24 protein-coding genes and 1 tRNA gene are annotated in these 23,345 nt (G+C 41.1%); 23 read left to right on the forward strand and 2 right to left on the reverse strand.

Annotated features, from left to right (window positions below; translation table 11 throughout):
* Window positions 1-113: 113 nt before the first annotated feature.
* The 6 genes from JOC36_RS06165 to JOC36_RS06190 all read left to right on the forward strand — a co-directional run bounded on the left by JOC36_RS06165 (window position 114) and on the right by JOC36_RS06190 (window position 7,059).
* Entirely contained in the window at window positions 114-2,156 is a 2,043-nt protein-coding gene (locus JOC36_RS06165; RefSeq protein WP_250780507.1) for a GGDEF domain-containing protein, read from the forward strand.
* A gap of 17 nt (window positions 2,157-2,173) precedes the next feature.
* A complete protein-coding gene (rplI, locus tag JOC36_RS06170; protein WP_205145626.1) occupies window positions 2,174-2,626 on the forward strand; it encodes a 50S ribosomal protein L9 in 453 nt (150 codons plus the stop codon).
* A 111-nt stretch (window positions 2,627-2,737) separates the two neighbouring features.
* A complete protein-coding gene (gene dnaB / locus JOC36_RS06175) occupies window positions 2,738-4,147 on the forward strand; it encodes a replicative DNA helicase (RefSeq protein WP_205145627.1) in 1,410 nt (469 codons plus the stop codon).
* Window positions 4,148-4,215: 68 nt separating this feature from the next.
* The gene (locus JOC36_RS06180; RefSeq protein ID WP_205145628.1) at window positions 4,216-5,412 is read left to right on the forward strand and encodes an MDR family MFS transporter; all 1,197 of its coding nucleotides are present in this window, start codon (window positions 4,216-4,218) and stop codon (window positions 5,410-5,412) included.
* A 6-nt stretch (window positions 5,413-5,418) separates the two neighbouring features.
* A complete protein-coding gene (locus JOC36_RS06185; RefSeq protein ID WP_205145629.1) occupies window positions 5,419-5,976 on the forward strand; it encodes an FUSC family protein in 558 nt (185 codons plus the stop codon).
* A gap of 117 nt (window positions 5,977-6,093) precedes the next feature.
* Window positions 6,094-7,059, forward strand: coding sequence for a quinone oxidoreductase family protein (locus JOC36_RS06190; protein ID WP_205145630.1), 966 nt, complete (start codon window positions 6,094-6,096; stop codon window positions 7,057-7,059).
* Between the two features lie 36 nt (window positions 7,060-7,095).
* Here the strand turns inward: JOC36_RS06190 and JOC36_RS06195 are convergent, their stop codons facing one another.
* On the reverse strand, window positions 7,096-7,509 hold the full coding sequence (locus JOC36_RS06195) for a YbaN family protein (RefSeq protein ID WP_205145631.1): 414 nt from the start codon (window positions 7,507-7,509) through the stop codon (window positions 7,096-7,098).
* Window positions 7,510-7,642: 133 nt separating this feature from the next.
* On the opposite strand from JOC36_RS06195, the gene ispE reads away from it, so the two are divergent.
* The 8 genes from ispE (at window position 7,643) to JOC36_RS06235 (ending at window position 14,488) form a co-directional block, all read left to right on the forward strand.
* Window positions 7,643-8,500, forward strand: coding sequence for a 4-(cytidine 5'-diphospho)-2-C-methyl-D-erythritol kinase (gene ispE / locus JOC36_RS06200; RefSeq protein WP_205145632.1), 858 nt, complete (start codon window positions 7,643-7,645; stop codon window positions 8,498-8,500).
* 18 nt (window positions 8,501-8,518) lie between these two features.
* Window positions 8,519-9,298 carry an SseB family protein gene (locus JOC36_RS06205; RefSeq protein ID WP_205145633.1) on the forward strand — a complete coding sequence of 260 codons (780 nt, stop codon included), beginning with the start codon at window positions 8,519-8,521 and terminating at the stop codon, window positions 9,296-9,298.
* A 56-nt stretch (window positions 9,299-9,354) separates the two neighbouring features.
* Window positions 9,355-10,368, forward strand: coding sequence for an FAD-dependent oxidoreductase (locus JOC36_RS06210; protein WP_205145634.1), 1,014 nt, complete (start codon window positions 9,355-9,357; stop codon window positions 10,366-10,368).
* Between the two features lie 71 nt (window positions 10,369-10,439).
* On the forward strand, window positions 10,440-11,153 hold the full coding sequence (gene gpmA / locus JOC36_RS06215) for a 2,3-diphosphoglycerate-dependent phosphoglycerate mutase (protein ID WP_205145635.1): 714 nt from the start codon (window positions 10,440-10,442) through the stop codon (window positions 11,151-11,153).
* Window positions 11,154-11,385: 232 nt separating this feature from the next.
* Window positions 11,386-12,153 (forward strand): YveK family protein, encoded by a 768-nt coding sequence (locus JOC36_RS06220; protein ID WP_205145636.1) that lies wholly within the window; start codon window positions 11,386-11,388, stop codon window positions 12,151-12,153.
* An 11-nt stretch (window positions 12,154-12,164) separates the two neighbouring features.
* On the forward strand, window positions 12,165-12,899 hold the full coding sequence (locus JOC36_RS06225) for a CpsD/CapB family tyrosine-protein kinase (RefSeq protein WP_205145637.1): 735 nt from the start codon (window positions 12,165-12,167) through the stop codon (window positions 12,897-12,899).
* Between the two features lie 74 nt (window positions 12,900-12,973).
* A complete protein-coding gene (locus JOC36_RS06230; protein ID WP_205145667.1) occupies window positions 12,974-13,738 on the forward strand; it encodes a tyrosine-protein phosphatase in 765 nt (254 codons plus the stop codon).
* Between the two features lie 129 nt (window positions 13,739-13,867).
* On the forward strand, window positions 13,868-14,488 hold the full coding sequence (locus tag JOC36_RS06235) for a DedA family protein (RefSeq protein ID WP_205145638.1): 621 nt from the start codon (window positions 13,868-13,870) through the stop codon (window positions 14,486-14,488).
* Between the two features lie 18 nt (window positions 14,489-14,506).
* On the opposite strand, the gene JOC36_RS06240 is transcribed toward JOC36_RS06235, so the two are convergent.
* Window positions 14,507-15,877: a UDP-N-acetylmuramoyl-tripeptide--D-alanyl-D-alanine ligase gene (locus JOC36_RS06240; RefSeq protein ID WP_205145639.1), complete on the reverse strand. Its 1,371-nt coding sequence runs from the start codon at window positions 15,875-15,877 to the stop codon at window positions 14,507-14,509.
* Between the two features lie 149 nt (window positions 15,878-16,026).
* Here JOC36_RS06240 and mreB point away from each other — a divergent pair, with 149 nt between their 5' ends.
* The 9 genes from mreB (at window position 16,027) to rpsD (ending at window position 23,163) form a co-directional block, all read left to right on the forward strand.
* Window positions 16,027-17,010 carry a rod shape-determining protein gene (gene mreB, locus JOC36_RS06245; RefSeq protein ID WP_205145640.1) on the forward strand — a complete coding sequence of 328 codons (984 nt, stop codon included), beginning with the start codon at window positions 16,027-16,029 and terminating at the stop codon, window positions 17,008-17,010.
* A 12-nt stretch (window positions 17,011-17,022) separates the two neighbouring features.
* Window positions 17,023-17,232 (forward strand): DUF2969 family protein, encoded by a 210-nt coding sequence (locus JOC36_RS06250; RefSeq protein ID WP_205145641.1) that lies wholly within the window; start codon window positions 17,023-17,025, stop codon window positions 17,230-17,232.
* A 10-nt stretch (window positions 17,233-17,242) separates the two neighbouring features.
* Window positions 17,243-18,436, forward strand: a complete 1,194-nt coding sequence (locus JOC36_RS06255; protein ID WP_205145642.1) for an FtsW/RodA/SpoVE family cell cycle protein — start codon at window positions 17,243-17,245, stop codon at window positions 18,434-18,436.
* 65 nt (window positions 18,437-18,501) lie between these two features.
* Window positions 18,502-19,272, forward strand: coding sequence for a pyrroline-5-carboxylate reductase family protein (locus tag JOC36_RS06260; protein ID WP_205145643.1), 771 nt, complete (start codon window positions 18,502-18,504; stop codon window positions 19,270-19,272).
* Window positions 19,273-19,356: 84 nt separating this feature from the next.
* Window positions 19,357-19,428 (forward strand) — tRNA-Glu (locus tag JOC36_RS06265).
* A 79-nt stretch (window positions 19,429-19,507) separates the two neighbouring features.
* Complete coding sequence (locus JOC36_RS06270) at window positions 19,508-20,320, forward strand: HAD-IIB family hydrolase (protein WP_205145644.1); 813 nt, start codon at window positions 19,508-19,510, stop codon at window positions 20,318-20,320.
* Between the two features lie 124 nt (window positions 20,321-20,444).
* The gene (nagA, locus tag JOC36_RS06275; RefSeq protein WP_205145645.1) at window positions 20,445-21,614 is read left to right on the forward strand and encodes an N-acetylglucosamine-6-phosphate deacetylase; all 1,170 of its coding nucleotides are present in this window, start codon (window positions 20,445-20,447) and stop codon (window positions 21,612-21,614) included.
* A gap of 15 nt (window positions 21,615-21,629) precedes the next feature.
* Window positions 21,630-22,331, forward strand: a complete 702-nt coding sequence (locus tag JOC36_RS06280; RefSeq protein ID WP_205145646.1) for a GntR family transcriptional regulator — start codon at window positions 21,630-21,632, stop codon at window positions 22,329-22,331.
* A 220-nt stretch (window positions 22,332-22,551) separates the two neighbouring features.
* Window positions 22,552-23,163 carry a 30S ribosomal protein S4 gene (gene rpsD / locus JOC36_RS06285; protein ID WP_205145647.1) on the forward strand — a complete coding sequence of 204 codons (612 nt, stop codon included), beginning with the start codon at window positions 22,552-22,554 and terminating at the stop codon, window positions 23,161-23,163.
* Window positions 23,164-23,345: the final 182 nt, after the last annotated feature.

A 23,345-nucleotide genomic window follows, 5' to 3' on the forward strand; every position in this document is an offset into this window, starting at 1 on the left:
TATTGTGGTTGCTATGGTTAGGTTAGAAGGGGACTGAGCTTAATTTCCCAATGTTCTTCAACCGTGGTATAATCTTCTTTAATATTAAAGTTTTGGTTAAGGAGACCCATTCGGTGAAACAAGAAAATAAAAAATTAAGGGTACCGCAAATTTTTCAAAATCGTTCAATCGGTTGGATTGCCGTCCTCGTTTCGCTGATTGCGCTACTGGGAACAATTTTAGCTTTTAACGTTAATTGGCTAGTTGGTGTCATTTGGTTGGTTCTGGTTTTAATTGCGTTAATGATTATTTTCCGGACTTTACGCGAAATGAGCGAAGATACCGCAAAATATTTAGCGAATTTATCATATCGCATTAAGCGTAGTGGTGAAGAGTCAGCTTTAAAAATGCCGATTGGGTTGTTGCTCTATAATGAGAAGCATGAAGTCAATTGGGTTAACCCATACTTACAACATGTTTTGGGTGACAACGTAATTATTGGTGAGCAACTTAGTGAAGTTTCAGAAAAGCTTGATCAACTCGTAACTGATGTGACTGAAGCTGATGAGGCAGATGATCAGAAGCAGTTGGACGAACAAGAGACTCGAATTAATTGGCAGGATCATACTTTTGTCGTTAAGGTTCAACCGGATATTCAAGTCGTCTATCTTTATGATGTGACCGAAAATGAAGAAATTCGTGAAAACTATGAAAATCATCGACTTTTCATCGGAATGGTTTCGATTGATAATTATGATGAAATTACTGAAAGTATGAGCGATGCGAACGCTTCATCATTACGAACATTTGTAACGCGGTCATTAACCAATTGGATGGATGCTCATCAAATTTATACACGCCGGACAGCGGGCGACCGATTTATGTTGATTGGTTATGATGAAGGCTTGAAACAAGCTGAAAGTGATAAGTTCAGTATTTTAGGTGATGTGCGCGAAGCAACATCAGCGCAAAATATGCCACTGACTTTGAGTATCGGAATTGCGTACCATGAAGTATCAATTAACCGTTTGGCTGAAAATGCACAGTCTAATTTGGATTTGGCCCTTGGCCGTGGTGGTGATCAAGTTGTTGTTAAGGCTGAAGATGGTGAGGCCCGTTTCTATGGTGGTTCAACGAACCCGATGGTTAAGCGGACGCGTGTACGTGCGCGTGTCATCTCGCAAGCCTTGAGTGAATTGATTTCACAGGCTGACCAAGTCTTTATTATGGGACACTCAAAGCCAGATATGGATTCGTTTGGGTCAGCACTAGGGGTTCGACGAATTGCGCAAATGCATGATAAACCATCGTGGGTGGTTTATGATACCGAGCAAGAAGCCCATTCAGATATTAAATTACTGTTGAATGAGTTGAGTAAAGAAAGTCGCAATGAAAATGCGATTATTGCCCCGGATGAGGTGCAAAATCAAGCGACCGATCATAGTTTATTGATTATGGTCGACCATTCAAAGCCATCGATTACTGAGTCTAAGGCGGTTTATGAGCAGTTAAGTGGCCATGTTGTGGTCATTGATCATCATCGACGTGGTGAAGAGTTCCCAGCTGAACCGCAATTGGTTTATGTGGAATCTTATGCTTCATCAAGTTCAGAATTGGTATCAGAGTTGTTTGAATATCAACCTAATAATCAAGCACGTGGTTTGACGCGTGTTGAAGCAACTGCGATGCTTGCCGGAATTCAAATTGATACAAAGTCGTTCACTTTGCGGACAGGAACACGAACATTTGATGCAGCTAGTTACTTGCGTTCAGTGGGGGCTGATAGCACATTGATTCAAGACTTTATGAAAGAGTCCGTGGAATCATATCGTGATCGTTCACACCTGATTGAAAAAGTTCAAGTTAATGATGATGTTGCCATTTCAGTTGGTGAAGATGATACGATTTATGATCCAGTTGTGGCAGCACAAGCCGCCGACAGTTTGTTACAATTAATTGGGGTAACCCGTTCATTTGTGATTACGCGACGTGATGATGATACAATTTCAATTTCTGCACGTTCTGATGGCAATGAAAATGTGCAAATTGTCATGGAAGAAATGGGTGGCGGTGGCCACTTGAGCAATGCGGCAACCCAGTTGAAAGGCATTACAACTGATGAGGCTTATGACCAACTGGTAGAAATTTTGCAAGCACAAACACAAATAGATGAATAAATAGTGAGGTGTCAAAGATGAAGGTTATCTTTCTAGAAGACGTTAAAGGCCGTGGTAAAAAGGGCGACATTAAAGATGTTCCGGATGGCTATGCCAATAATTTCTTGATTAAAAATCATAAGGCTGAACCAGCTACTAAGAAGAATGTGGCAGTTAGCGCTGCTAAGAAGAAAGCAGCTGATCGCGATGCTGCTGAAGAAAAAGCTGCTGCTGAGGCATTAAAGGCTAAGTTAGAAGCTGATGATTCAGTGATTGAACTAAAAGCCAAGGCTGGTAATGATGGACGTCTGTTTGGAGCGGTTTCTTCTAAACAAGTTGTTGAAGCATCCCAAAAGCAATTAGGTTTGAAGCTTGATAAGCGTAAGATGGACATGAAAGAGCCTATCCGCGCGCTAGGCTATACAAATATTAAAATTAAGTTGCATAAAGATGTCGAAGCAACCTTACGGGTGCACGTCGACGAGCAATAGAAACATTACAAATGTAATAAAAAGCGACGGCTGAAGTCCGTTGCTTTTTATTTTGTAGGAATCTGTTAGAATGATTAGGACGATAATTATAGAAAACGAGGTGGTGGGCGCATGCCAGAAAATGAACAAAATGTTGCTTTAAGTGCACCACAAGATATTAGTGCTGAGCAAGCTGTGCTAGGTTCAATTCTATTATCGACTGATCCGACTGATCTTGTCGCACAAGTATCGACAATCCTTGAACCGAACGATTTCTTTCGGACTGCGCACCAATTAATATATCGGGCGATTTTAGCACTTGATGAAGACCAACGACCAATTGATGTGTTAACCATTACGGACGAGTTGGAAAAAAATAATCAGGTCGAAAATGCGGGTGGCATCAGCTATTTGACTGAATTGGCTTCTAGTGTGCCGGTTTCAGGCAATGCGATGTACTATGCGCGCATTGTTAAAGAAAAATCACTTCGTCGTGAATTGATTGATACATTGCAAGAGGGAACCCAAGGAACTTACACTGGAGCAACGGATATTGAAGATTTAGTTTCAGATATTAGTACGAAACTGGATTCAATCAATGCAGGTGAAAAGACAAATGACTTTAAAGAGATTTCCGATGTCGTGACACGGTCATTTGAACAAATTGAAGCAAATTCGACGAATGACGAGCAAGTAACTGGGTTGGCAACTGGGTACCAAGCCTTGGATAATTTAACGACTGGATTTCACGGTGGTGAAATGATTATCGTGGCGGCACGTCCGGCGGTTGGTAAAACAGCTTTCGTCTTGAATATTGCCCAGCGGGTCGCGGTAAATGATCCGACGCTACCCGTTGTGATTTTTTCATTGGAAATGCCAGATACAGCCTTGGTTAATCGTATGTTGGCGGCTGAAGGAAATATTAATTCCCAACACATGCGAACAGGTAGTCTAGATCCAGAAGAATGGAATAGTTTGGCAGTGGCGATGGGATCTTTGTCACGCACGAAAATTTTCATTGATGATACACCTGGGATTAAGGTCAATGAAATTCGATCAAAGTTGCGCCGTTTGCAGAAAAAAGAAGGCCAAATTGGTTTGGTCATTATTGACTATTTGCAGCTAATTGAAGGAAATGGTTCTGAAGGACGGCAACAAGAAGTGTCAGCTATTTCACGTTCGATTAAGAAGATGGCGATGGAATTGGATACACCTGTGATTGCGCTATCACAGCTTTCACGTAGTGTTGAACAGCGTCAAGATAAGCGTCCGATGTTGTCAGATATTCGTGAATCAGGATCTATCGAGCAGGATGCTGATATCGTTGCCTTTTTGTATCGTGATGATTATTATCGTGAGAATGAAGATGATGATAGTCCGCAAGATCCACGCGATGAAGAGCAACAAGACGTGGGTGAAATCGAAGTTATTATTGAAAAGAATCGTTCAGGAGCACGTGGAACAGCACGGCTTTTGTTTGTGAAGTCATATAATAAGTTTTCTAATATTGAATATCGGGATGATAATAGTGGCTTTGGATGATGAAGCCAAAGAATCAGTCAATCATGATTTGGATTGGCTGATTCTTTAATTAAGAAGGGGGATTGTAAATGAAGAAAACAGGTGGTATGTCAATCAAAGCTTTATTGATGGCATCACTAATTAATAATTTTGCATTTGGTTTTATTTGGCCAATTATTACGGTTTATTTGAATGGGCCACTACATCAAACCCTGATTACAGCGGGATGGGTCATGTTGATGGTTGCCTTTGGGCAGGCATTCGGTTCGATTTTGAGCGGCCGCTTGTTTGACCGTTTTGAACCGTATCATTTGATGTTATATGGTACGTTGGCCATGATTGGCATTCAAATTGTGTTAATTTTCGTGCATGGCTGGCCGTTTTATGTCATTAATTTGATGATTGCGTCATTCCTAAATGGGTGGATTATGGCAATTATTAATGCTTATGGAACGTTAGTACGTAGTCACGATGGCCGTTATGTGTTCAATATGCTATATTTCACAAATAATTTTGGTATGGTCTTTGCTACAGCATTGATGGGCTTAATTTATCCACATGGGATTACTTGGTTGTTTATTGGTTCGTTAGTGCTTTATTTGTTGTTATTGGTAAATGTGCGGTTCAATTTTAATATCGAAGCAAGTTTTCAGACGGTTAAAGATGCGATGGGGGTCAATAAATTACCAGTCTGGAATAAACGAATTGTCTTTGGGGTTATCTTAGGCTTGATTGTTTTATGGATTGCTTATGCCCAATGGCAAGGAAATTTGTCGGTATATATGACTGATAATTTGCACCTACCACTATGGCAATATTCACTGCTTTGGACGATCAATGGTTTGCTGATCGCAGTAATTCAATTGATTATTAATAAATTTAACCTAGGTAGTGGTAGCAAAGCGATGTGGATTCAAATTTTTGGCGGAATTTTGATGTTTGGCTGTGCCTTTTTGATTTTACCATTTGCCAAAAACTTTACTGGCTTTGCTTTTGCAATGATTGTGACAACACTTGGTGAGGTCACCGCCTTTCCGATGATTCCGGCATTGGTCAATGAATTGACACCAGCTAATTTGAAGGGGCGCTACCAAGGCTTGGTTTCTGCGGCTCCATCGATTGGTCGAGCCATTGGACCGCTTTTGGGTGGGATGATGATTGAGCAATTTAATTATAAGATATTATTTGACAGTGGCGCAGGCCTCGTGTTTGTAACTTTTGCTATTTTGGTATACTTGATTAGTAAAGGCTATCGACATACTCAACAATTTACAGAAGGAGACTAGTTGCAGATGGACGCACCACATTTAAAATTTAGATTTGGTTTACGGACGGTTAAAACCGGAATTTCAGTGATGATTTTAATTGTTATTTTTTTGGTTTTACATCGGGGTAATCCAATGATTGCGTGCCTCTCAGCGGTCTTTTCATTGCGCCAAGATTTTGAAACAACATTGCAGTTTGGTCGGTCACGCGTAATTGCCAATGCCTTTGGTGGTGCTTTTGCGATGGTCTATTCATTTTCAATGATGGCAACGCACCATGCTGCATGGGTGCAAGTGATTGTACTTCCAGCCTTATTAATGCTATTGATTGCAGTGAATGATGCCATTAACAATAATCGGGGGATTATTGGTGCGTCGGCAGCGTTTTTGATGATTTGTTTTACGATTCCAAGTGATGGTGACTATCTGTATGCGATCAACCGGGTCATCGATACTTTTATTGGTATGGCAGTGGCTATTTTAATGAATGTTGGCGTACATCCGGTGAAATTTGAAGAGCCAATTAAGCAAGAAGCCAAAAAAATTCATGAAGAAATCTTGGATGAAATTGAGCATAAGAATTAAAAAAAGGCAGGTTAACCATGTATGTTAACTTGCCTTTTTTTATTTGTATGCCAGACTAGGGGCTTAATTTGGTTTGTGTTATAGTAGGGACAATTCTATAGAAGCGTGGAGGAAATCATGATGCGAGCAGTTCAATTGGTAGAAGCAGGTGGCCAACCGATTGTCACGGATGTCCCAGAACCAAAGCAAACAGATGCTGATCAAGTTTTAGTACATGTGAAAGCAGTGGCTTTATCGAATCTTGCAAAAATGGTAGCGACCGGCCAACACTATTCAAGTCAATCAGTTTACCCACAAACGTTGGGAATTGATGGAGTTGGTGTGTTGGATGATGGCACGCGGGTTTATTTTGATCAAGTTGTGGACGGGGGTGCGCTTGCCGAAACGGTCAAAGTGGCTGTCGATCACTTACGCTTGCTTCCAGCTGAATTAGATGACATAACAGCAGCGGCAATTGCAAATCCTGGTATGAGTGCGATGGCTGCCTTAACTAAGCGTATTCAATGGCATCCTGGCGCAACGGTCTTAATTAATGGTGCGACTGGTACGGCGGGACAGCTGGCCGTGAAAATCGCTAAGGCGATTGGGGCCAAACGTGTGATTGCAACAGGCCGGCGGACGGAAGCGCTTGAAGCAAGTGGTGCCGACGTCATTTTGGCCACGGAAAGCCTTGATTTAACGGATGCGACTGATTTTGCTCAGTATCAAGCTGGTTTGCGGACGGTCGTGGGGAATGTTGATATTGTGCTGGACTATTTGTATGGGCCGGCTGCTAAGGCCATTTTAACGACGATTGCAGACGCTGTAGGTGGCCAACACGCGGTTCAATATATTGATGTTGGGTCAATGGCTGGTAAGACGTTAGATTTACCAGCAAGTGTTTTGCGTAGCTCAAAATTAACCTTAATGGGTTCGGGGTTACAATCTGTCGATAGCTCAGAATTGCTTGACGCTGTCGAGACAGTTTTTCAATTGGCTGCACACTATGACTGGCGGATTGCTACGCAAGTATATCCTGTTAAAGAATCAGCAACGGCTTTTAATGCACCAAATCAACCACGGGCTGTTATTACTTTTTCATAAAAAAACATCGCTCATATAATCAGCGATGTTTTGCAGTTATTCAGTTTCATTTAATTTTACGCGTTCATTGTGTTTTTTGAATAAATTGTTGAAGAGGTAACCGCGATAGAAACCTTCCATACTAATAATCTGAGCCAACGAACAAGCAATTAAAGTTAAGCGAAGCCAAAGTTTGGGTACGGTGATGAATGGAATGGCCATAAAAGCGGCCGAAAATAGATAAATGGCAATGCGTTGTTTCTGATTTAATTTCCGCTGATATACGCCTTCTTCAACGTAGCGTTGGTAATATTTATTTTTTAAGATCCAAGCGTGTAAGCGTGGTGAAGAGCGAGCCCAACAGAAAGCTGCAAAGAAATAAAAACCTGTGGTTGGGAGACCGGGAATCCAAATGGCAACGGTTCCGATGGAAAAGAGGATGAGGCCAGTCAGTATGTAGAGATAGCGCATAGTGTTCCAATCCTTTTTTGTGTTTGTTGCGCATATTATAACAAGATTTTGTGGTTCCGCCTATGGACTAACCTATTTTGTTGCATATTTGTTATAATGACTGTAATACTTTGAGAAGCTGGGGGAGGAGTGAGTGGAAATTTTAGAACGCGCCTATGCTAAACTGAATATTAGCTTAGATACCCCGTATCTCCATCGTGATGGGCTTCAAGAATGGGATATGTTCATGGTGCCAATCGATTTGGCGGATTATGTCACAATCAAAACGACTCAAGAACATCATGATATTCATGTTGATTCAACGAGTGGGGTACTCCCATTGAATGAAAAGAATTTAGCCTATCAGGCCGCAGCGTTGATGCGTGAACAAGCTCAGCAAAGTGACGGTGTTGATATTTATATCGATAAACGAATTCCGGTTGCAGCTGGCTTGGGTGGTGGTTCTTCGGATGCGGCTGCGGTGATGCGGGGCTTAAATAAACTGTGGTCAATGCATCTGAGTGAAGCCCAGTTAGCTAAATTGGGTCTGTCAATTGATGCTGATGTACCATTTTGTATTTATAGCCGACCAGCGCGAGTAACTGGTCGTGGTGAAGTGGTGGAACCAATTCAAAATAAACTACCCTCTCTTTGGGTAGTCGTCGCTAAACCAGCGGTGAGTGTGTCCACCCCTAAAATCTTGAAACAAATTGATTATGATCAATTACAGCATGGTGATATGGCGGCTTTGATGGCAGCTTTGGAACTGGGAGATATGTCCCAGGTCTATGCAGAAATGTTTAATGTGCTCGAACCGGTCACGGCGACACGTTATCCTGAAATTACTAACTTAAAAATAAAAATGCAGAAATTTGGTGCTGATGCCGTCCAAATGTCTGGAACCGGGCCAACTGTATTTGCGATTACAAATAAGCAATCGCGTGCAAAAAGAATTTACAATGCTGTACGTGGCTTTGTACAAGAGACTTTTATTGCCCACATTGTTCAATAATGAAAGAGAGCGTATGAAATGTTTGAATTAGATATTACGAATCAACCCGTCTTAGATGCTTTACATGATTTGCGAGAAAATCAAAATGAGGATACGGAAGCTGCGTATACACAAGCTTTGCTAGAAGCCCACTTTATTGCGCCAGTTAGTTTTACTGAGCCTTTGCAAGAACAGGCTGATGGTTCAATTGTTTTGCCAGAAGGGGCCGAGGTACGCTTTGTCACTTTACGTGATGAAGATGATAATATGGTTTTCCCTGTCTTCACAGATATGGAGAAGTATAATACTGATGGAGAATGGCAAGCTGAAGAACCGGTTTACCCTTATCCAATGTCAATTGAACAATATTTGCCAATGGTTTTTGACGAAGAAGTACCAAATATGGGCGGTTTGGTCTTAAACCCATTCTCAGAGGACGGCATGCCAATTACGAAAGATAACATGGGGTATTTGGCGAATGTCTTGGAAGCACTTCAAGAAGATGGTGGCGTTCCAGTAATTCCAGCTGATGAAATTGCACCAGGTGCATTGCAATATGATTTAGTCAACTTTGCGGATGATCATGGTGATATTATTAATGCCCTTTATCTACTTTGGTTGGGGCAAGAAGATGGCGGTAATTACTTGATTGTCGTTGATGGTCCTGACCGTGATGCTGTGATGGCCTTAGGCCCTGATCTTGAAAAGCTCTTCACGGATGACGCTGGTAGTGAAGGTCCTGACTTTAATATGATGATGAGTGAAGACTTTGGTGATGGATTATCAGAATTCAAACCAGTCTTTGATCATACAGTTTAAGTAAGCATGGTCGCTCAAAAAAGTTTTGAGTGGCTTTTTTTGTAAGGAGGCAAGCTGTGGAAAAGACACAAGTCGCAATAATTGGTGCTGGACCAGTTGGATTGTATACTGCTTTCTATGCGCGGATGCGTGGTCTAGATGTGACAGTTTTAGATAGTTTAGAAACAGTTGGGGGTCAAGTCGCTCATTTATATCCGCAAAAAGATTTATTAGATATTCCTGGTTTTACTAAAATTGATGGACAAACCTTGGTTAAAAATCTAAAACAACAGGCTGATCAGTTGGAAACGCGGTTTTCACTGAATACAGTGGTGCAGGATTTAAACTACGACGCGACACATGATTATTTTGTGTTACAAACGAATCAAGGTGAGTTGATTGCGCAAAGAGTAGTTTTGGCAATTGGCCGTGGTGCGTTTGAGCCAAAACGGTTGCCAAATGGAATTGGATCAGCCTTTGAAGGCCAAGGGGTTTACTATATTGCGGATGATTTGCAACACTTTGCGGGGCGTGATGTTTTAGTAGCTGGTGGTGGCGACTCAGCTGTTGATCAAGCACTGGCTTTGGTACCCTATGCGCATCAAGTTTACTTGACCCACCGGCGCAATCGCTTTCGTGCAATGGCATACACTCTGGAGCAATTAGCAAATACGAATGTGAAGCAATTAACACCATATAATATTACGGATATCCAGGCTGCAAGTGGGAAATTAGCTGTTAACTTAGAAAATAATGAAGATCAGACTGATCAAACACTTTTGGTTGATGATGTTGTTGTGAGTTATGGTTTTCAATCTAATAGTCAAATGATTGAAGGTTGGACATGTCATCCGGTGATTGAACGGCAGCGTTGTGTGGTCCGACAAGATATGGCAACAACAGTTCCTGGGTTGTACGCTGTAGGAGATATTGCTGGTTATCCAGGTAAAGCTGACTTGATTGCAACTGGTTTTGGTGAAGGACCAGTGGCGATTCTATCTATCTTAAAGGAATTGGACCCTGCAGCCGCAGGACCTTTACACTCATCAGGATTTACCATTACGGATGGTGATTTGAACCCATTAAAGTAAGGTTCATTGTGCGCAGACGCACAAAATTTGTTATACTAATTAGGAAAATAAAAATAAGAAGAGGTATCGTAATGTCAAAGTTAGTTATGGTTCGTCACGGACAAAGTGAATGGAACGCCAAGAATCTATTTAATGGTTGGGTTGATACCAAGTTGAGCCCAGTTGGGGTAGAACAAGCTCGTTCAGCTGGTCAATTGTTAGCTGAATCTGGCATTGAATTTGATCAAGCTTATACTTCTGTTTTGACTCGTGCAATTCAAACGTTGCATTTGGTTTTGGAAGAAGATGGTCAACTTTGGATTCCAGAAGAAAAGTCATGGCGTTTGAATGAACGTAATTATGGTGCCCTACAAGGTTTGAACAAGGCTGATGCCGCTGAAAAGTGGGGTGACGATCAAGTTCACCAATGGCGTCGTTCATACGATGTATTGCCTCCATTGTTGGAAAGCTATGATGAAACAACGACTGTTGATGGTGAAACTTATGCTTCATTTGACCGTCGTTATGCCGGTGTACCTGAAAATGAATTGCCATTAGGTGAAAATTTGAAGGTCACTTTGGAACGTGTGCTTCCATACTGGAATGATACAATTTCAAAGGATTTGAAGGCTGGTAAGAATGTTATTATCGCCGCTCATGGAAACTCATTGCGTGCCTTGGCTAAGCACATTGAAAAGATTTCTGATGAAGATATCATGGGTCTTGAAATTGCGAATGGTCAACCAATCGTTTACGATTTGGATGATGATTTGAATGTTGTCTCAAAGGACATCTTGGCTAAGTAACTTTAAGTAATACAAATTAAGATGTTCAAGATTCTTAAAAACCTGTTTCTCAATCTGAGAAGCAGGTTTTTTTATCGAAAATGGGCAAAAGGAAATTAATCAGCAGTTGCCGTCCTGAAAATTCTTGTTGTTGCTAGATTGATTAATGTATAATCAGAAGTGTTATCATTGTGGTTATGCTAAAGATATTATTATGTAGAGTTTTTTTAACGAGTTGGGAGTCGAGTTCAACATGGAGAATGTAATTGATTTAAGACATATTTGGCAAATTATTAAGCAAAATCTGGTGTTGATGTTAACACTTGGTGTGTTATTCGCTGGGGTTGGTTTTGCTGTTTCAAAATTTGTCATCGAACCACAATACGCTTCATCGGTTAATTTATTAGTTAATCGTAAAGATAAGCAGTCTCAAGATGGTGCTGCACAATATCAAAATCAACAAGCGGATGTCCAAATGATTAATACGTATAAGGATATTATTAATCAACCTGTGATTTTGGATCAAGTATCCAATAATTTGAGTGATAAGTTTACCAAGCATCAGTTACAGAATTTAACTGATAAAATTTCGATTTCAAACCAGCAAAACTCACAGGTGTTCGAAGTTAGCGTTAAAACCGGCAATCCATATTTATCACGGGATATTGCTAATGAAATTGCAAAGGTATTTAAGAGTAAGATTACCAAGATTATGGATACGCCTTCAAATCTAACGATTGTATCGAAAGCTTCAGCTCACAAAACGCCCGTATCGCCTAAGATACCATTAATTACGTTAATTAGTTTTGTATTAGGTGTTTTGGTGGCCTTTGCCTGGGGCATGCTTCGTGATATGTCGGATCGAACAATTAAGAGTGTTGATTATATTACGCAAAAACTTGGTTTAACCAACTTAGGGATGGTCGGTTATGCTGAGCACGTTCGATCAGTTGACGATGTCTTGAAAGCACAAGAAAAGGGACTTAATCAACCAACCCCATCACGTCGTCGTCGGGTTTAAGGAGTTCAAAAATGGGATTATTTAAATCAAAAAATAAAGCAAGAGCAGAGAAGGAACCAAGTAAAGTTGAATTAGTGACTTTCACGGAGCCTAAAAATGTCATTTCAGAACAAATCCGAACGGTGCGGACGAATATTGAGTTTAGTGCGGCAGGGATTGATGATTTTAAGTTGATGATGCTTACCTCACCTGAAATTGGGGATGGAAAATCAACTGTGGCCGCTAATTTGGCGGTGGCATGGGCGCAAGCCGGTAAGCGAACATTATTGGTTGATACCGACTTACGACGTCCAACCGTCCATTTGTCATTTTATCTAGATAATCAGCATGGTCTGTCAACACTCTTGGTACGAGATGAGCAGCCTAAAGAAGTAATTAAAGGGACGTTTGTACCTGGATTGTCAGTTTTGACGTCGGGACCCGTCCCACCAAATCCGGCTGAACTTTTAGCATCATCTAAGATGGGTGATTTAATGCATTGGATGCGTGAAAACTTTGATGTTGTTTTATTCGATGCGCCACCAGTTATTGCCGTTAGTGATGCACAAGTGCTGATGCCTCGAGTAGACGGGGTTGCTTTGGTGGTAACAATGAATAAGACACTTAAGTCTAATTTGAATCGTACAGTTGAAATTTTACAATTATCAGAAAATACCAAAATTTTGGGAGCGATTGAACGAGTCAAAGATAAGCGTTCAGATGACGGTTATGGCTACGGTTATGGCTACGGTTATGGGGATAACTGATTATTGAAAAAGGAGCAGCGGGGATAAGTCGCTGCTTTTTTTAATTCAAGATGAAAAAGCGAAGGGAATTAAAGATGATTGATATTCATTGTCATTTATTACCAAATCTAGATGATGGCTCACCGAGTTTGGAACAATCATTGGATTTAGCGCGAGAAGCAGTGGCGAATCAGGTGACCCATGCCTTAGTTACGCCTCATCATATGAATGGACGTTATGTTAATCACGCAAAAGACGTGATGGCTGAAACCGCCGCATTTCAAGAGGCGTTAGAAGATGCCAATATCCCTTTGACAGTTTTTCCTGGGCAAGAAATTCGAATGAATGGTGATCTTTTGCAAGCTTATGATGCGCATGATTTATTAGCCACAGATGAATTTAATACGTATATGTTGATTGAATTTCCATCGGATGAAGTCCCGGTTTTTAGTGAGCAAGTTTTATTTGAATTACAACAACGCGGCACAACGCCAATTATTGTCCATCCTGAACGGAATCAAGGGTTCATGGATCACCCAGATAAATTAGTTGATTTTATATCGCGGGGGATGTTGGCTCAGGTCACGGCGAGTTCTTATGTGGGTACCTTTGGTTCAAAAGTAGCAGCGTTTGCTCAAGATATTGTGAGCCATGGGTTAGCCCATTTTTTTGCATCCGATGCGCATGTTATGAAGCGACGTAGTTATCAACTACAAGTGGCCTATCAACAATTGGAAAAAGCAGATGCACAAATGGCGCATGCTTTTGAAGAAAATGCCAAAGCAGCAGTTAATGGTGATCCAGTGACTACGTTTGCTGTAACACCGATTAAAAAGCGTCGCTTTTTTGCTAAATATTAATAGTGGATGAAAATGGGGTGCTAGCATTCCATTTTTTATTTTGTGATGAACTTAAAGTTTTCTCCAAGCTTAATTTGGTTAAATGGTTCGACATGATAACTTTAATTGAAAGTATAGGATCCTTAAATTATGGAACAATTTATTGAAAGCATGATTAATCAGTTCGGTTATTTAGCAATTACATTATTAATTGCGGTGGAAAATATTTTTCCGCCGATTCCATCTGAATTGATCTTAACTTTTTCAGGTTTTCTCACAACACAATCACAGTTAAACGTGGCAGGATCAATTATTGCCGCTACGCTTGGGGCGAGTATTGGTGCTGCTATCTTATATTGGATTGGCTCCTTCTTAGATATGCCAACTTTAGCAAAATTAGTTGACAGCCGGCTTGGAAGAGCTTTACATCTGCGCTTAAAGGATTTCGAACGTGCCGAAGCATTCTTTTTACGACATGGACGCTTTGCGGTTTTTGCTGGTCGTTTTATTCCAGTTGTTCGCAGCTTAATTTCTGTCCCAGCTGGGATGACGAAAATGTCGTTTCCAGTTTTCATGATGTACAGTAGCCTTGGTGCTGGAATTTGGAATACCGTGCTGATTGGGTTAGGGCATTATGCAGGACAAGCTTGGCAGCAAGTGCTCACCGTCATTGATGAATATAAGTATGTCGTGGTGCTTGGTGGGGTAATTTGTGGCTTATTGATTTGGTTGGCCTATCGTATGTATACAAAAAAAGCCAAATCAGTCTGATTTAGCTTTTTATTTGGTCTATTTATTAACTAATGCATCGACTACGTTTTCAAGGTGAATTCCGTGAGATCCCTTTAGCAAGAGTAAATCAGATGCGGTAAGTTGTTTTTGCAAATCTTGTGTCAGCTTTGGTAGTTCATCTTTTTGATAAGTGTGAATGTGGTCAGCTGGATAAAACTTAACTAATGCATCTGCTAAGTTCGTCATTAAATCACCGACTAAGTAAACTTTTTCAATCTTTTTTGGATCGAGTGCTTCAGCTAGGCTAGCATGTAATTCTGGGCCAGCTGTGCCTAGTTCAAGCATGTCACCAAGGACCGCAATTCGCCGGCCTTGCGTTGGTACGGCGCTAAATGAATTAAGGACCTCTTTAGCTGCGGTAGGATTTGAATTATAGACATCTGATAGAATCTCTCCACCAAAATTACCTTTTAACCATTGAGTTCGATTAGCAGTGATGGGTGCGTTGCGTAAAGCTTCAGCAATCGTGGCGTCATCAATTTCAAGCAGGTGGCCCACGCTGATAGCTGCCAAAGCGTTCGCGACATTATAACGACCGGTCAATGGAATTGTGAATTGTTGTTTCGAAGCATTGGTCGTGAAAATTGCTTGAGTAGCAGTCATTTCAATATTAGAAGCAAAAAGATCATTTTGATCTGTTAAACCAAATGAAACATTATGCAACTCATCGTGAGCACCTACGCGGTCAACCAAAAGTGGTTCGTCGCCATTATAGACTAGTTGGCTATTTGGTTTAAAGCCATTGATAATTTGCATTTTACCATCGGCAATGTTGGCACGAGTTTTAAAGAATTCAATATGAGCTTCGCCAATCATTGTTAATACCGCAATGTCGGGCTGCACCATTTTAGAGAGCTTATCGAGGTCACCTGGATGATCCATCCCCATTTCTAAGACTAATAATTCAGTATCATCATCCATTGATAGGATGGTTGTGGGAACACCAATTTCGTTATTGAAGTTAGCGGGTGTTTTAACAGTTTTGTATTTGGTGTTACCAATTGCAGCAATGAAGTCCTTGGTAGTCGTTTTGCCATTTGATCCGGAAATGGCGACAATTTTAGGATCAACTTGCTTCAGATAAAATTCAGCTAAAGCTTGGAATGCCTCGAGAGTGTCATCAACCAAGATTAGTGGTACATTGGTAGGATATGGGGTGTGGTCTTTTTGCCAAAGACTGGCAACGGCACCATTTTGAATGGCACTATTTAAATACGTATGACCGTCGTTTTCGGCAACAAGTGGGATAAACAAGGCTCCAGGGGTTACCTGACGTGAATCAAAGGCAGTGCTTGTGACAGTTACGTCAGCGTCATTTTGGATGTGTGCATCGAGCGCGTGTGCAATAGCTTGAATTGTGATTTTCATAATGAATTTCCTTTGAATAAGTTTGTCTTTTGTGTAAATCAATTTTACACTGGAATAGAAACAACAAGCAAATTAATTTAAATTTGTTGTATACTAATATGATAGAACATAAAAAGTAAAACAGTATGCTGTTTAAAAGAGGTGGAAACATGGCAAAGACGATTGGAATTGATTTGGGTACAGCAAATGTCCTGATTTATGTTGAAGGCGAAGGCATTGTACTTAATGAGCCATCGGTAGTTGCAATTGATACAAAAAAGGATAAAGTTTTAGCCGTTGGAACGGACGCATACAAAATGGTTGGCCGGACTCCTGGTAATATCCGTGCGGTTCGTCCGTTAAAAGATGGTGTGATTTCTGATTTTGACATGACCGAAGAAATGTTGTCATATTTTATGTCAAAGTTGCAAGCAAAGGGTGTTATGAGCCGTCCAAGTATCATGGTTTGTGCACCAACAAATATTACCGAAATTGAACGTAAGGCGATTATTGAAGCTGCTGAAAAGTCTGGTGGCGGTAAGGTCTACCTTGAATATGAACCAAAGGTTGCTGCTGTTGGAGCAGGTCTAAACATCTTTTCACCATTGGCTTCAATGGTGATTGATATGGGTGGTGGGACTTCAGACATTGCTGTCTTATCATTGGGTGATATTGTTAATAGTGAGTCAATCCGGGTCGCTGGAGATCGCTTGAACGCAGATATTGCTAATTACATTAAGCACAAGTTTGGTTTGCAAATTGGAGAACGTACGGCTGAGACGATTAAAATTCAATTGGGAACAGCAATCCCAGTTGATGATCCAGATGAAATGGAAGTTCGTGGTCGTGATAACTTCTCAGGTATGCCAGAAACCATCACATTAGATGCAAATATGGTTGAAGAAGCCATGCATGATTCATTAGCACAAGTAGCCAAGGCTGCACACCGTGTCTTATCTGAAATTCAACCTGAACTCTCAGCTGATATCATTGACCGCGGTATTGTCTTGACTGGTGGTGGGGCATTGCTTCGTGGCATGGATAAATATCTAGCACATGAGCTTGATGTGCCAGTCATGGTCTCAGATAGTCCTTTGGATAATGTGGCTAAAGGTGCTGGTGAGTTACTAGAACATATTACAAAGAACGATTAGGAAAGGAAGCTTATGTCAAAGAAAAACAAACCAGTTTCAGTTGAAATTAGCGATCCGGTTGATCAACGTTCTGAAGTGAAAATTAATAAGGTGACTTTAGGTTACGTTCTTGAACTTGATGATGGAGTGATGATTGAATATCCTGACCAACATCAAGTAAAGGTGCCGGATTTTGATGCGGGCGTTGCAAAACTAATCGCTGAATATAATCTACATCATTAGAGGGAGCGCCATGTTCAAACGTTTTTTTAATTCAAAAGGTGAAATTGATTGGTCCATTGTGTTTGTGGTACTAATGTTAGCCATTATTGGATTAGCTTCAATTTATGTGGCCGCAACCCATGATGCAACTGGTATCAATGTCAAACGTATGGTGCTGATGCAATTTATTTATTATGTTATCGGTGTCGGCGTCGTTATATTTATTATGCAGTTCGATTCAGAACAATTATGGCGACTATCACCATATATTTTTGGGCTGGGAGCGTTCTTAATGGTCGCGGTGCTCTTCTTCTATAGTCGAGCATATGCCGCCCAAACCGGAGGTAAGTCTTGGTTTGCAATTGGTCCGTTAACCTTCCAGCCGTCTGAAGTGATGAAGCCAGCATTTATTGTGATGTTGGCTCGGGTCATTTCAAAACACAATTTTGATAATCCGGTTCGGACGATTCGCTCGGATGAAATGTTGTTGCTTAAAATCATTGCCTGGACGATTCCAATTATAGTTTTGGTGCTATTGCAACATGACTTTGGAACAATGTTAGTCTTCTTGGCAATTGTTTTTGGAATGACAATTGTGTCAGGAGTTTCTTGGCGGATTCTGGGTCCAATCTTCTTAGTTGGTGGTATTTTAGCAACCGTGGTCATTTTGTTGGTGTCACAGACCTGGGGTCGTCATATTTTGGAAAGCTTTGGTTTCCAAGCTTACCAATTCTCACGTGTTGACTCATGGCTTAATCCAGAAGGTGACACATCAAATGCGGGTTATCAATTGTGGCAATCAATTAAGGCTATTGGTTCAGGTGGCTTAACTGGAACTGGCTTTAACGTCTCACACGTGAATGTGCCAGTTCGTGAATCGGATATGATTTTCTCAGTTATTGGTGAGAATTTTGGTTTTGTTGGTAGTATTTTAGTGTTGATTTTGTATTTCCTATTAATTTATCAAATTTTCCAAGTGGTTTATGATACATCAAACCAATTCTATGCATACATTTCAGCTGGTGTTGTGATGATGCTTTTGTTCCACATTTTGGAAAACATTGGTATGAACATTGGATTAGTACCATTGACTGGAATTCCATTGCCATTCATATCGCAAGGTGGATCGGCCATTTTGGGTAATATGATTGGGATTGGTTTGGTCATGTCGATGCGTTATCATAATCAATCATTTACTTTGTCAAATCGACAAGGTTTTGCTTAAAGTTAAAGATTAAACGGGGTGGCGTCGCTGACGTGACCCCGCTTTCATTTAAAGGAGATAATAATATGCTTACAATTGGTTATATTGGATCAGGTGCGATGGTTGAAGCACTTGTAAATGGCTGGCAAGGAAATACGGCGATTGCCCAAATTGGCTTTGCTGAAGCAAAAGATCAACCTGATGGATTAGAACATCGGGCTTCAGTATTGGAAGTTTGGCAAGATGCTGACATGGTAATTTTAGCTGAAAATGCCAAAACCTTAACGGACTTAGCGCCCCAAACGCAAATGGCTGCCAGTGTTGATCCAAGTGTGATTGTCGTTTCAATTAATGAAGAATTAATGCTTGCACAGTTACATGATTTAATTAGTTCAGAAGTGACAATCGCGCGTGCGGTTCCAAATGTGAATGTTGCGTCGCATGCTGGGTACATCGGTTTGGCTTTTGATGAGCAAATCGATGCAGAAATCAAAGGTGCTATTGCGATGCTATTTGACGAATTGGGACGTGCGGATGAATATCCAGAAGACCAATTGGCAGTGGTGAGTGTGTTAGGAACAGCTGGCCCAGCCTTAGTGGCTAATTTAGTAGATGCTTTGGCCCATACCGCAGTTGCCAATCAAGTTAATGTTGAACACGCAGTGGGGATGGCAGAGCAAATTCTTGCAGGGACTGGGACACATTTAGAGCAGGCCCAAATTAGTCCGAATACATTGGTTAAACAGGCAACATCTGATAATAGTGTGGCACAAACAGCACTAGAATATTTTGATAGCGAGGCGCTAATGGCTGGATTGCAGGCTGAAATTGCGGCAATCCAACAAGAAAATGACTAATTGGCATAAAAATTGAAAAAAGTAGTTGCATAACTCAAAACCACGTGATAATATAGTTTTTGTTGTTAAGGCAACTATGATTTTGGCTCATTGGTCAAGCGGTTAAGACTCCGGTTTTTCACACCGGCATCCAGGGTTCGACTCCCTGATGAGCTATTCCTAAAACACTATCTCTTGATGAGGTGGTGTTTTTTTGTGTACAATGGGTCTAATAGAACAGACATGAGGTGGACAGATGAAATTCATTGCAACTGATTTAGACGGGACATTTTTGGATGATCAAAAACATTACGATGCAGATTTGTTTCAACAGACTTTAAATCGCCTCGCAGATGAGCAGACGCGTTTTGTGATTGCAACAGGACGTGAACTAAAATGGATTCAAGCGATGTTTGGTGAGTTTACTAAGCAAGTAGATATCGTGGCTAGTAACGGAGCGGTAGTTAAACCACAAGATCATCCAATGATACGAAAGCAAATTTCAGTAGCAACTTTGGCTGATTTGCAAGCATTTTTGGACGAGCGTCAAGCCGTCCCTAGTGGTGGCCTTAGAACTTATACTGACAATGAAATGTACACCTTGAAGGGAATGGGTGAATTGGATGCTCAAACCTATGCCTTTATGGAAAAGTTGTATGACAAGATTAATGAAATTGATTCACTAGCTGAATTACCTGAACCGGTGTCAACGGTGACGGGACGTTGGTCAGATAATCATGACGATGGCTATCGAGTGATGCAAGCTATTAATGATTCAGATTTGCCATTGTACGCGACAACTTCTGGTTATGGAACAGTTGATATTTTGCCAGAAGGGGTTAATAAAGCATTCGCGCTAGAAACCTTACTTCAGACGGTAGGGGACGCTGATACGAATCAACTTGCTGCCTTTGGGGACGGAATGAATGATTATGAAATGCTCCAGCTTGCCGATGCAGGTTATGTGATGCCAAATGGGGATGAATTTTTGCTTAAGCAACCTGAGTTTAAACATGTCGCTGAGGATAACAATCATAGTGGCGTGTTAAAGACAATTTTAAATTGGTAAAATTTGTAGCATACATTTTCCAGTATTAATGGGGAAATGTATGCTTTTTTACTGGAAAAATTGGACTAGACCATATATAATGAAACTAACCAGATCATTTAAGCAATCTTTTAAGGGGGCAAACATGAGTAAAGTACTGACACATGCAACGATTTATACGGGTGATGCGACGAACCCAGTTATTAAGGATGGTTATATTCGTTTTAATAAGACAATCCAAGCGCTCGGCCCAATGGCGGAATTTACACCACAAGCTGGAGATGAAGTTGAGCCAGTTAATCAAAAGATTATCGTACCTGGATTTATTGATGTTCATACTCATGGTGCGTATGGATTTGACACAATGGATGGTAATCCAGATGAAATTTTGAAGATGGTACAAGGCCAGTTGAGTGAAGGTATTACCAGTGTTTTCCCAACGACAATGACTCAATCAATTGAAAATATTGATCAAGCGATGGTAGCCATCAATGAAGCTGCTAAAACAGAACCCGCTATTATGGGAGTTCATCTTGAAGGACCATTTGTTAATCCACATTATAAGGGAGCACAACCAGAGCAATATATGATTGCGCCTTCAGTTGAATTAGTCCAAAAATGGCACGAGCTTTCTGGTAATCGGGTGCGCTTGATTACATACGCTCCAGAACGTGCTGAAAATTTGGCTGAATTTGAAGATTATTTGTTGCAAAACAATATTGTTGGTTCAATTGGTCATTCAGATGCAACTCGTGACTTTTTGACAAAGGATGTCAAGGCTAAGCGTGTGACGCATTTGTACAATGCTCAACGGCCAATGCATCACCGTGAAGCCGGCGTCACAGGACATGCAATGTTGGAGGCGAGCGTTAATGGTGAATTAATTGTGGACGGATTCCATGTAGTGCCTGACATGGTTAAATTGGCCCTCCAAGTTAAAACAGCTGAGCACCTAGAATTAATTACGGATTCAATGCGGGCCAAGGGACTTGGTGATGGTGAATCTGAATTAGGTGGTCAAAAAGTCTGGGTTAAGGATAAGCAAGCTCGTTTGGAAAACGGCGCTTTGGCTGGGTCAGTGCTTGAATTTGATGATGCTTTCCGTAATATGATTGCCTTTACGGGGGCAGGCACCGAAGAAGCGGTTCAAATGGCCTCAGTTAACCAAGCTCGTGAATTTGATTTGAAGCAAAAGGGAACACTAACTGTTGGCAAAGATGCCGATTTGAATGTCTTTAGTTCAAATCTAGATCAGTTAGAAGCAACTTATAGTGTTGGCCGTCACTTTTCAAAAAGTGATGCTCCAACGAAATAGGAGACAACGTAAAAAATGAAGGCGCCAGTCTATATAAAGATTCATGATGAAATCCGAGAAGCAATCGATGCCGGCCGATGGAAGCCAGGCGATAAAATTCCTGCTGAACGAGAATTAGCGGAACAGTTTGATGTATCTAGAATGACTTTACGCCAAGCCGTGATGTTGCTGGTTGATGAAGGCGTTTTAGATCGGCGTGTCGGCGCTGGAACATTTGTAGCCGAGCCGAAAGTGCAAGAGCAATTGAATGGCGTATCATCATTTACAGATATGATGGCTGCATCGGGGAAGAAAGCTACCTCAAAGACGGTGAGCTACCATGTCAGTTCAGCGTCGACTTCAGAACAAAAGCAATTACAATTACCGCCACACACGCAAGTTTTGCGGATGGAACGTGTCCGCTATGGGGATGATGAACCAATTGCCTATGAAGTGGCTTCAATTCCTGCTGACTTAGTGGAAGGGCTTAACCGCGAGGACTTAACAAATTCACTTTATAAAACATTGTTAGAAACACGTGGTGTACGGGTGACACATGCTAAGCAAATTGTGACAGCATCCAATGTTACCGAGCGGGTGGCTGAACTTTTGCAAATTAAGCGCAATGATCCAGTTTTGGTGTTACGGCAAATTACTGTTGATCAAAATAATAAACCATTCGAATATGTGCGGACACAATATGTCGGTTCACGTTTCGAGTTTTATCTTGAACGGTAACTAAAAAAATTGTTGCTTGGTGTAGTTTATTTTGCTACAATAAAAGCACTGTTGAAAACTGCAGCGGGTTGTCCGCAGCGCGTCACCAATTTACCGACCTACCAATGGTAGAGAACATTACTAGTAGCCGCGCTGCAGTGGTGAAGGTGTGGGTGAATTGCACGTCTGTGAGACAACTCTCTAGAATTCAACAAAATAAAAATTCTGGAGGACATTTATTATGTCACGTTATACTGGTCCTAAGTACCGTTTGTCACGTCGTCTTGGCGTTTCATTGTCAGGTACTGGAAAAGAACTTGCTCGTCGTAGCTATGCACCTGGTGATCACGGTCAAGGCCGTCGTTCAAAGCCATCTGACTATGGTCTACAATTAGCTGAAAAGCAAAAGGTTCGTTATACTTATGGTTTGACTGAAAAGCAATTCCATAACTTGTTCAACAAGGCTGGACGTATCCGTAAGGGTACTCACGGTGATAACTTCATGATCTTGTTGGAACGTCGTTTGGACAACATCGTGTACCGTTTGGGATTGGCAACAACTCGTCAACAAGCACGTCAACTTGTAAACCACGGCCACATCTTGGTTGATGGTAAGCGTGTTGATATTCCTTCATACGAAGTTGCTATTGGTCAAGAAATCAGCGTTCGTGAGAAGTCACAAAACAACGTTTACATCCAAGCTGCTTTGGATGGACAAGCTGGTACTTTGCCATTCGTTGAATTTAACCGCGATGAAATGAAGGGTTCACTTGTTCGTTACCCAGAACGTTCAGAACTTGATCACGATTACAATGAAGCGCTTATCGTTGAATACTACAACCGTTTGGGATAATTTTTTATCACAACTTCGGTTGGCAAAAACACGACTATGGTCGTGTTTTTTTTATGCATTTTTTTGGTCAACGTTATTGTAATACGTTTGAAATGGATTAAAAAAAAGTAAAGAACCCCAAGTAAAGCTAAAAGCCCACGCAAAATCCCCCATTCTGTTTCTTGGCATGATAATCTAGAAAT

This window comes from Weissella uvarum (genome assembly GCF_016908785.1).
Classification (GTDB): Bacteria; Bacillota; Bacilli; order Lactobacillales; family Lactobacillaceae; genus Weissella; species Weissella uvarum.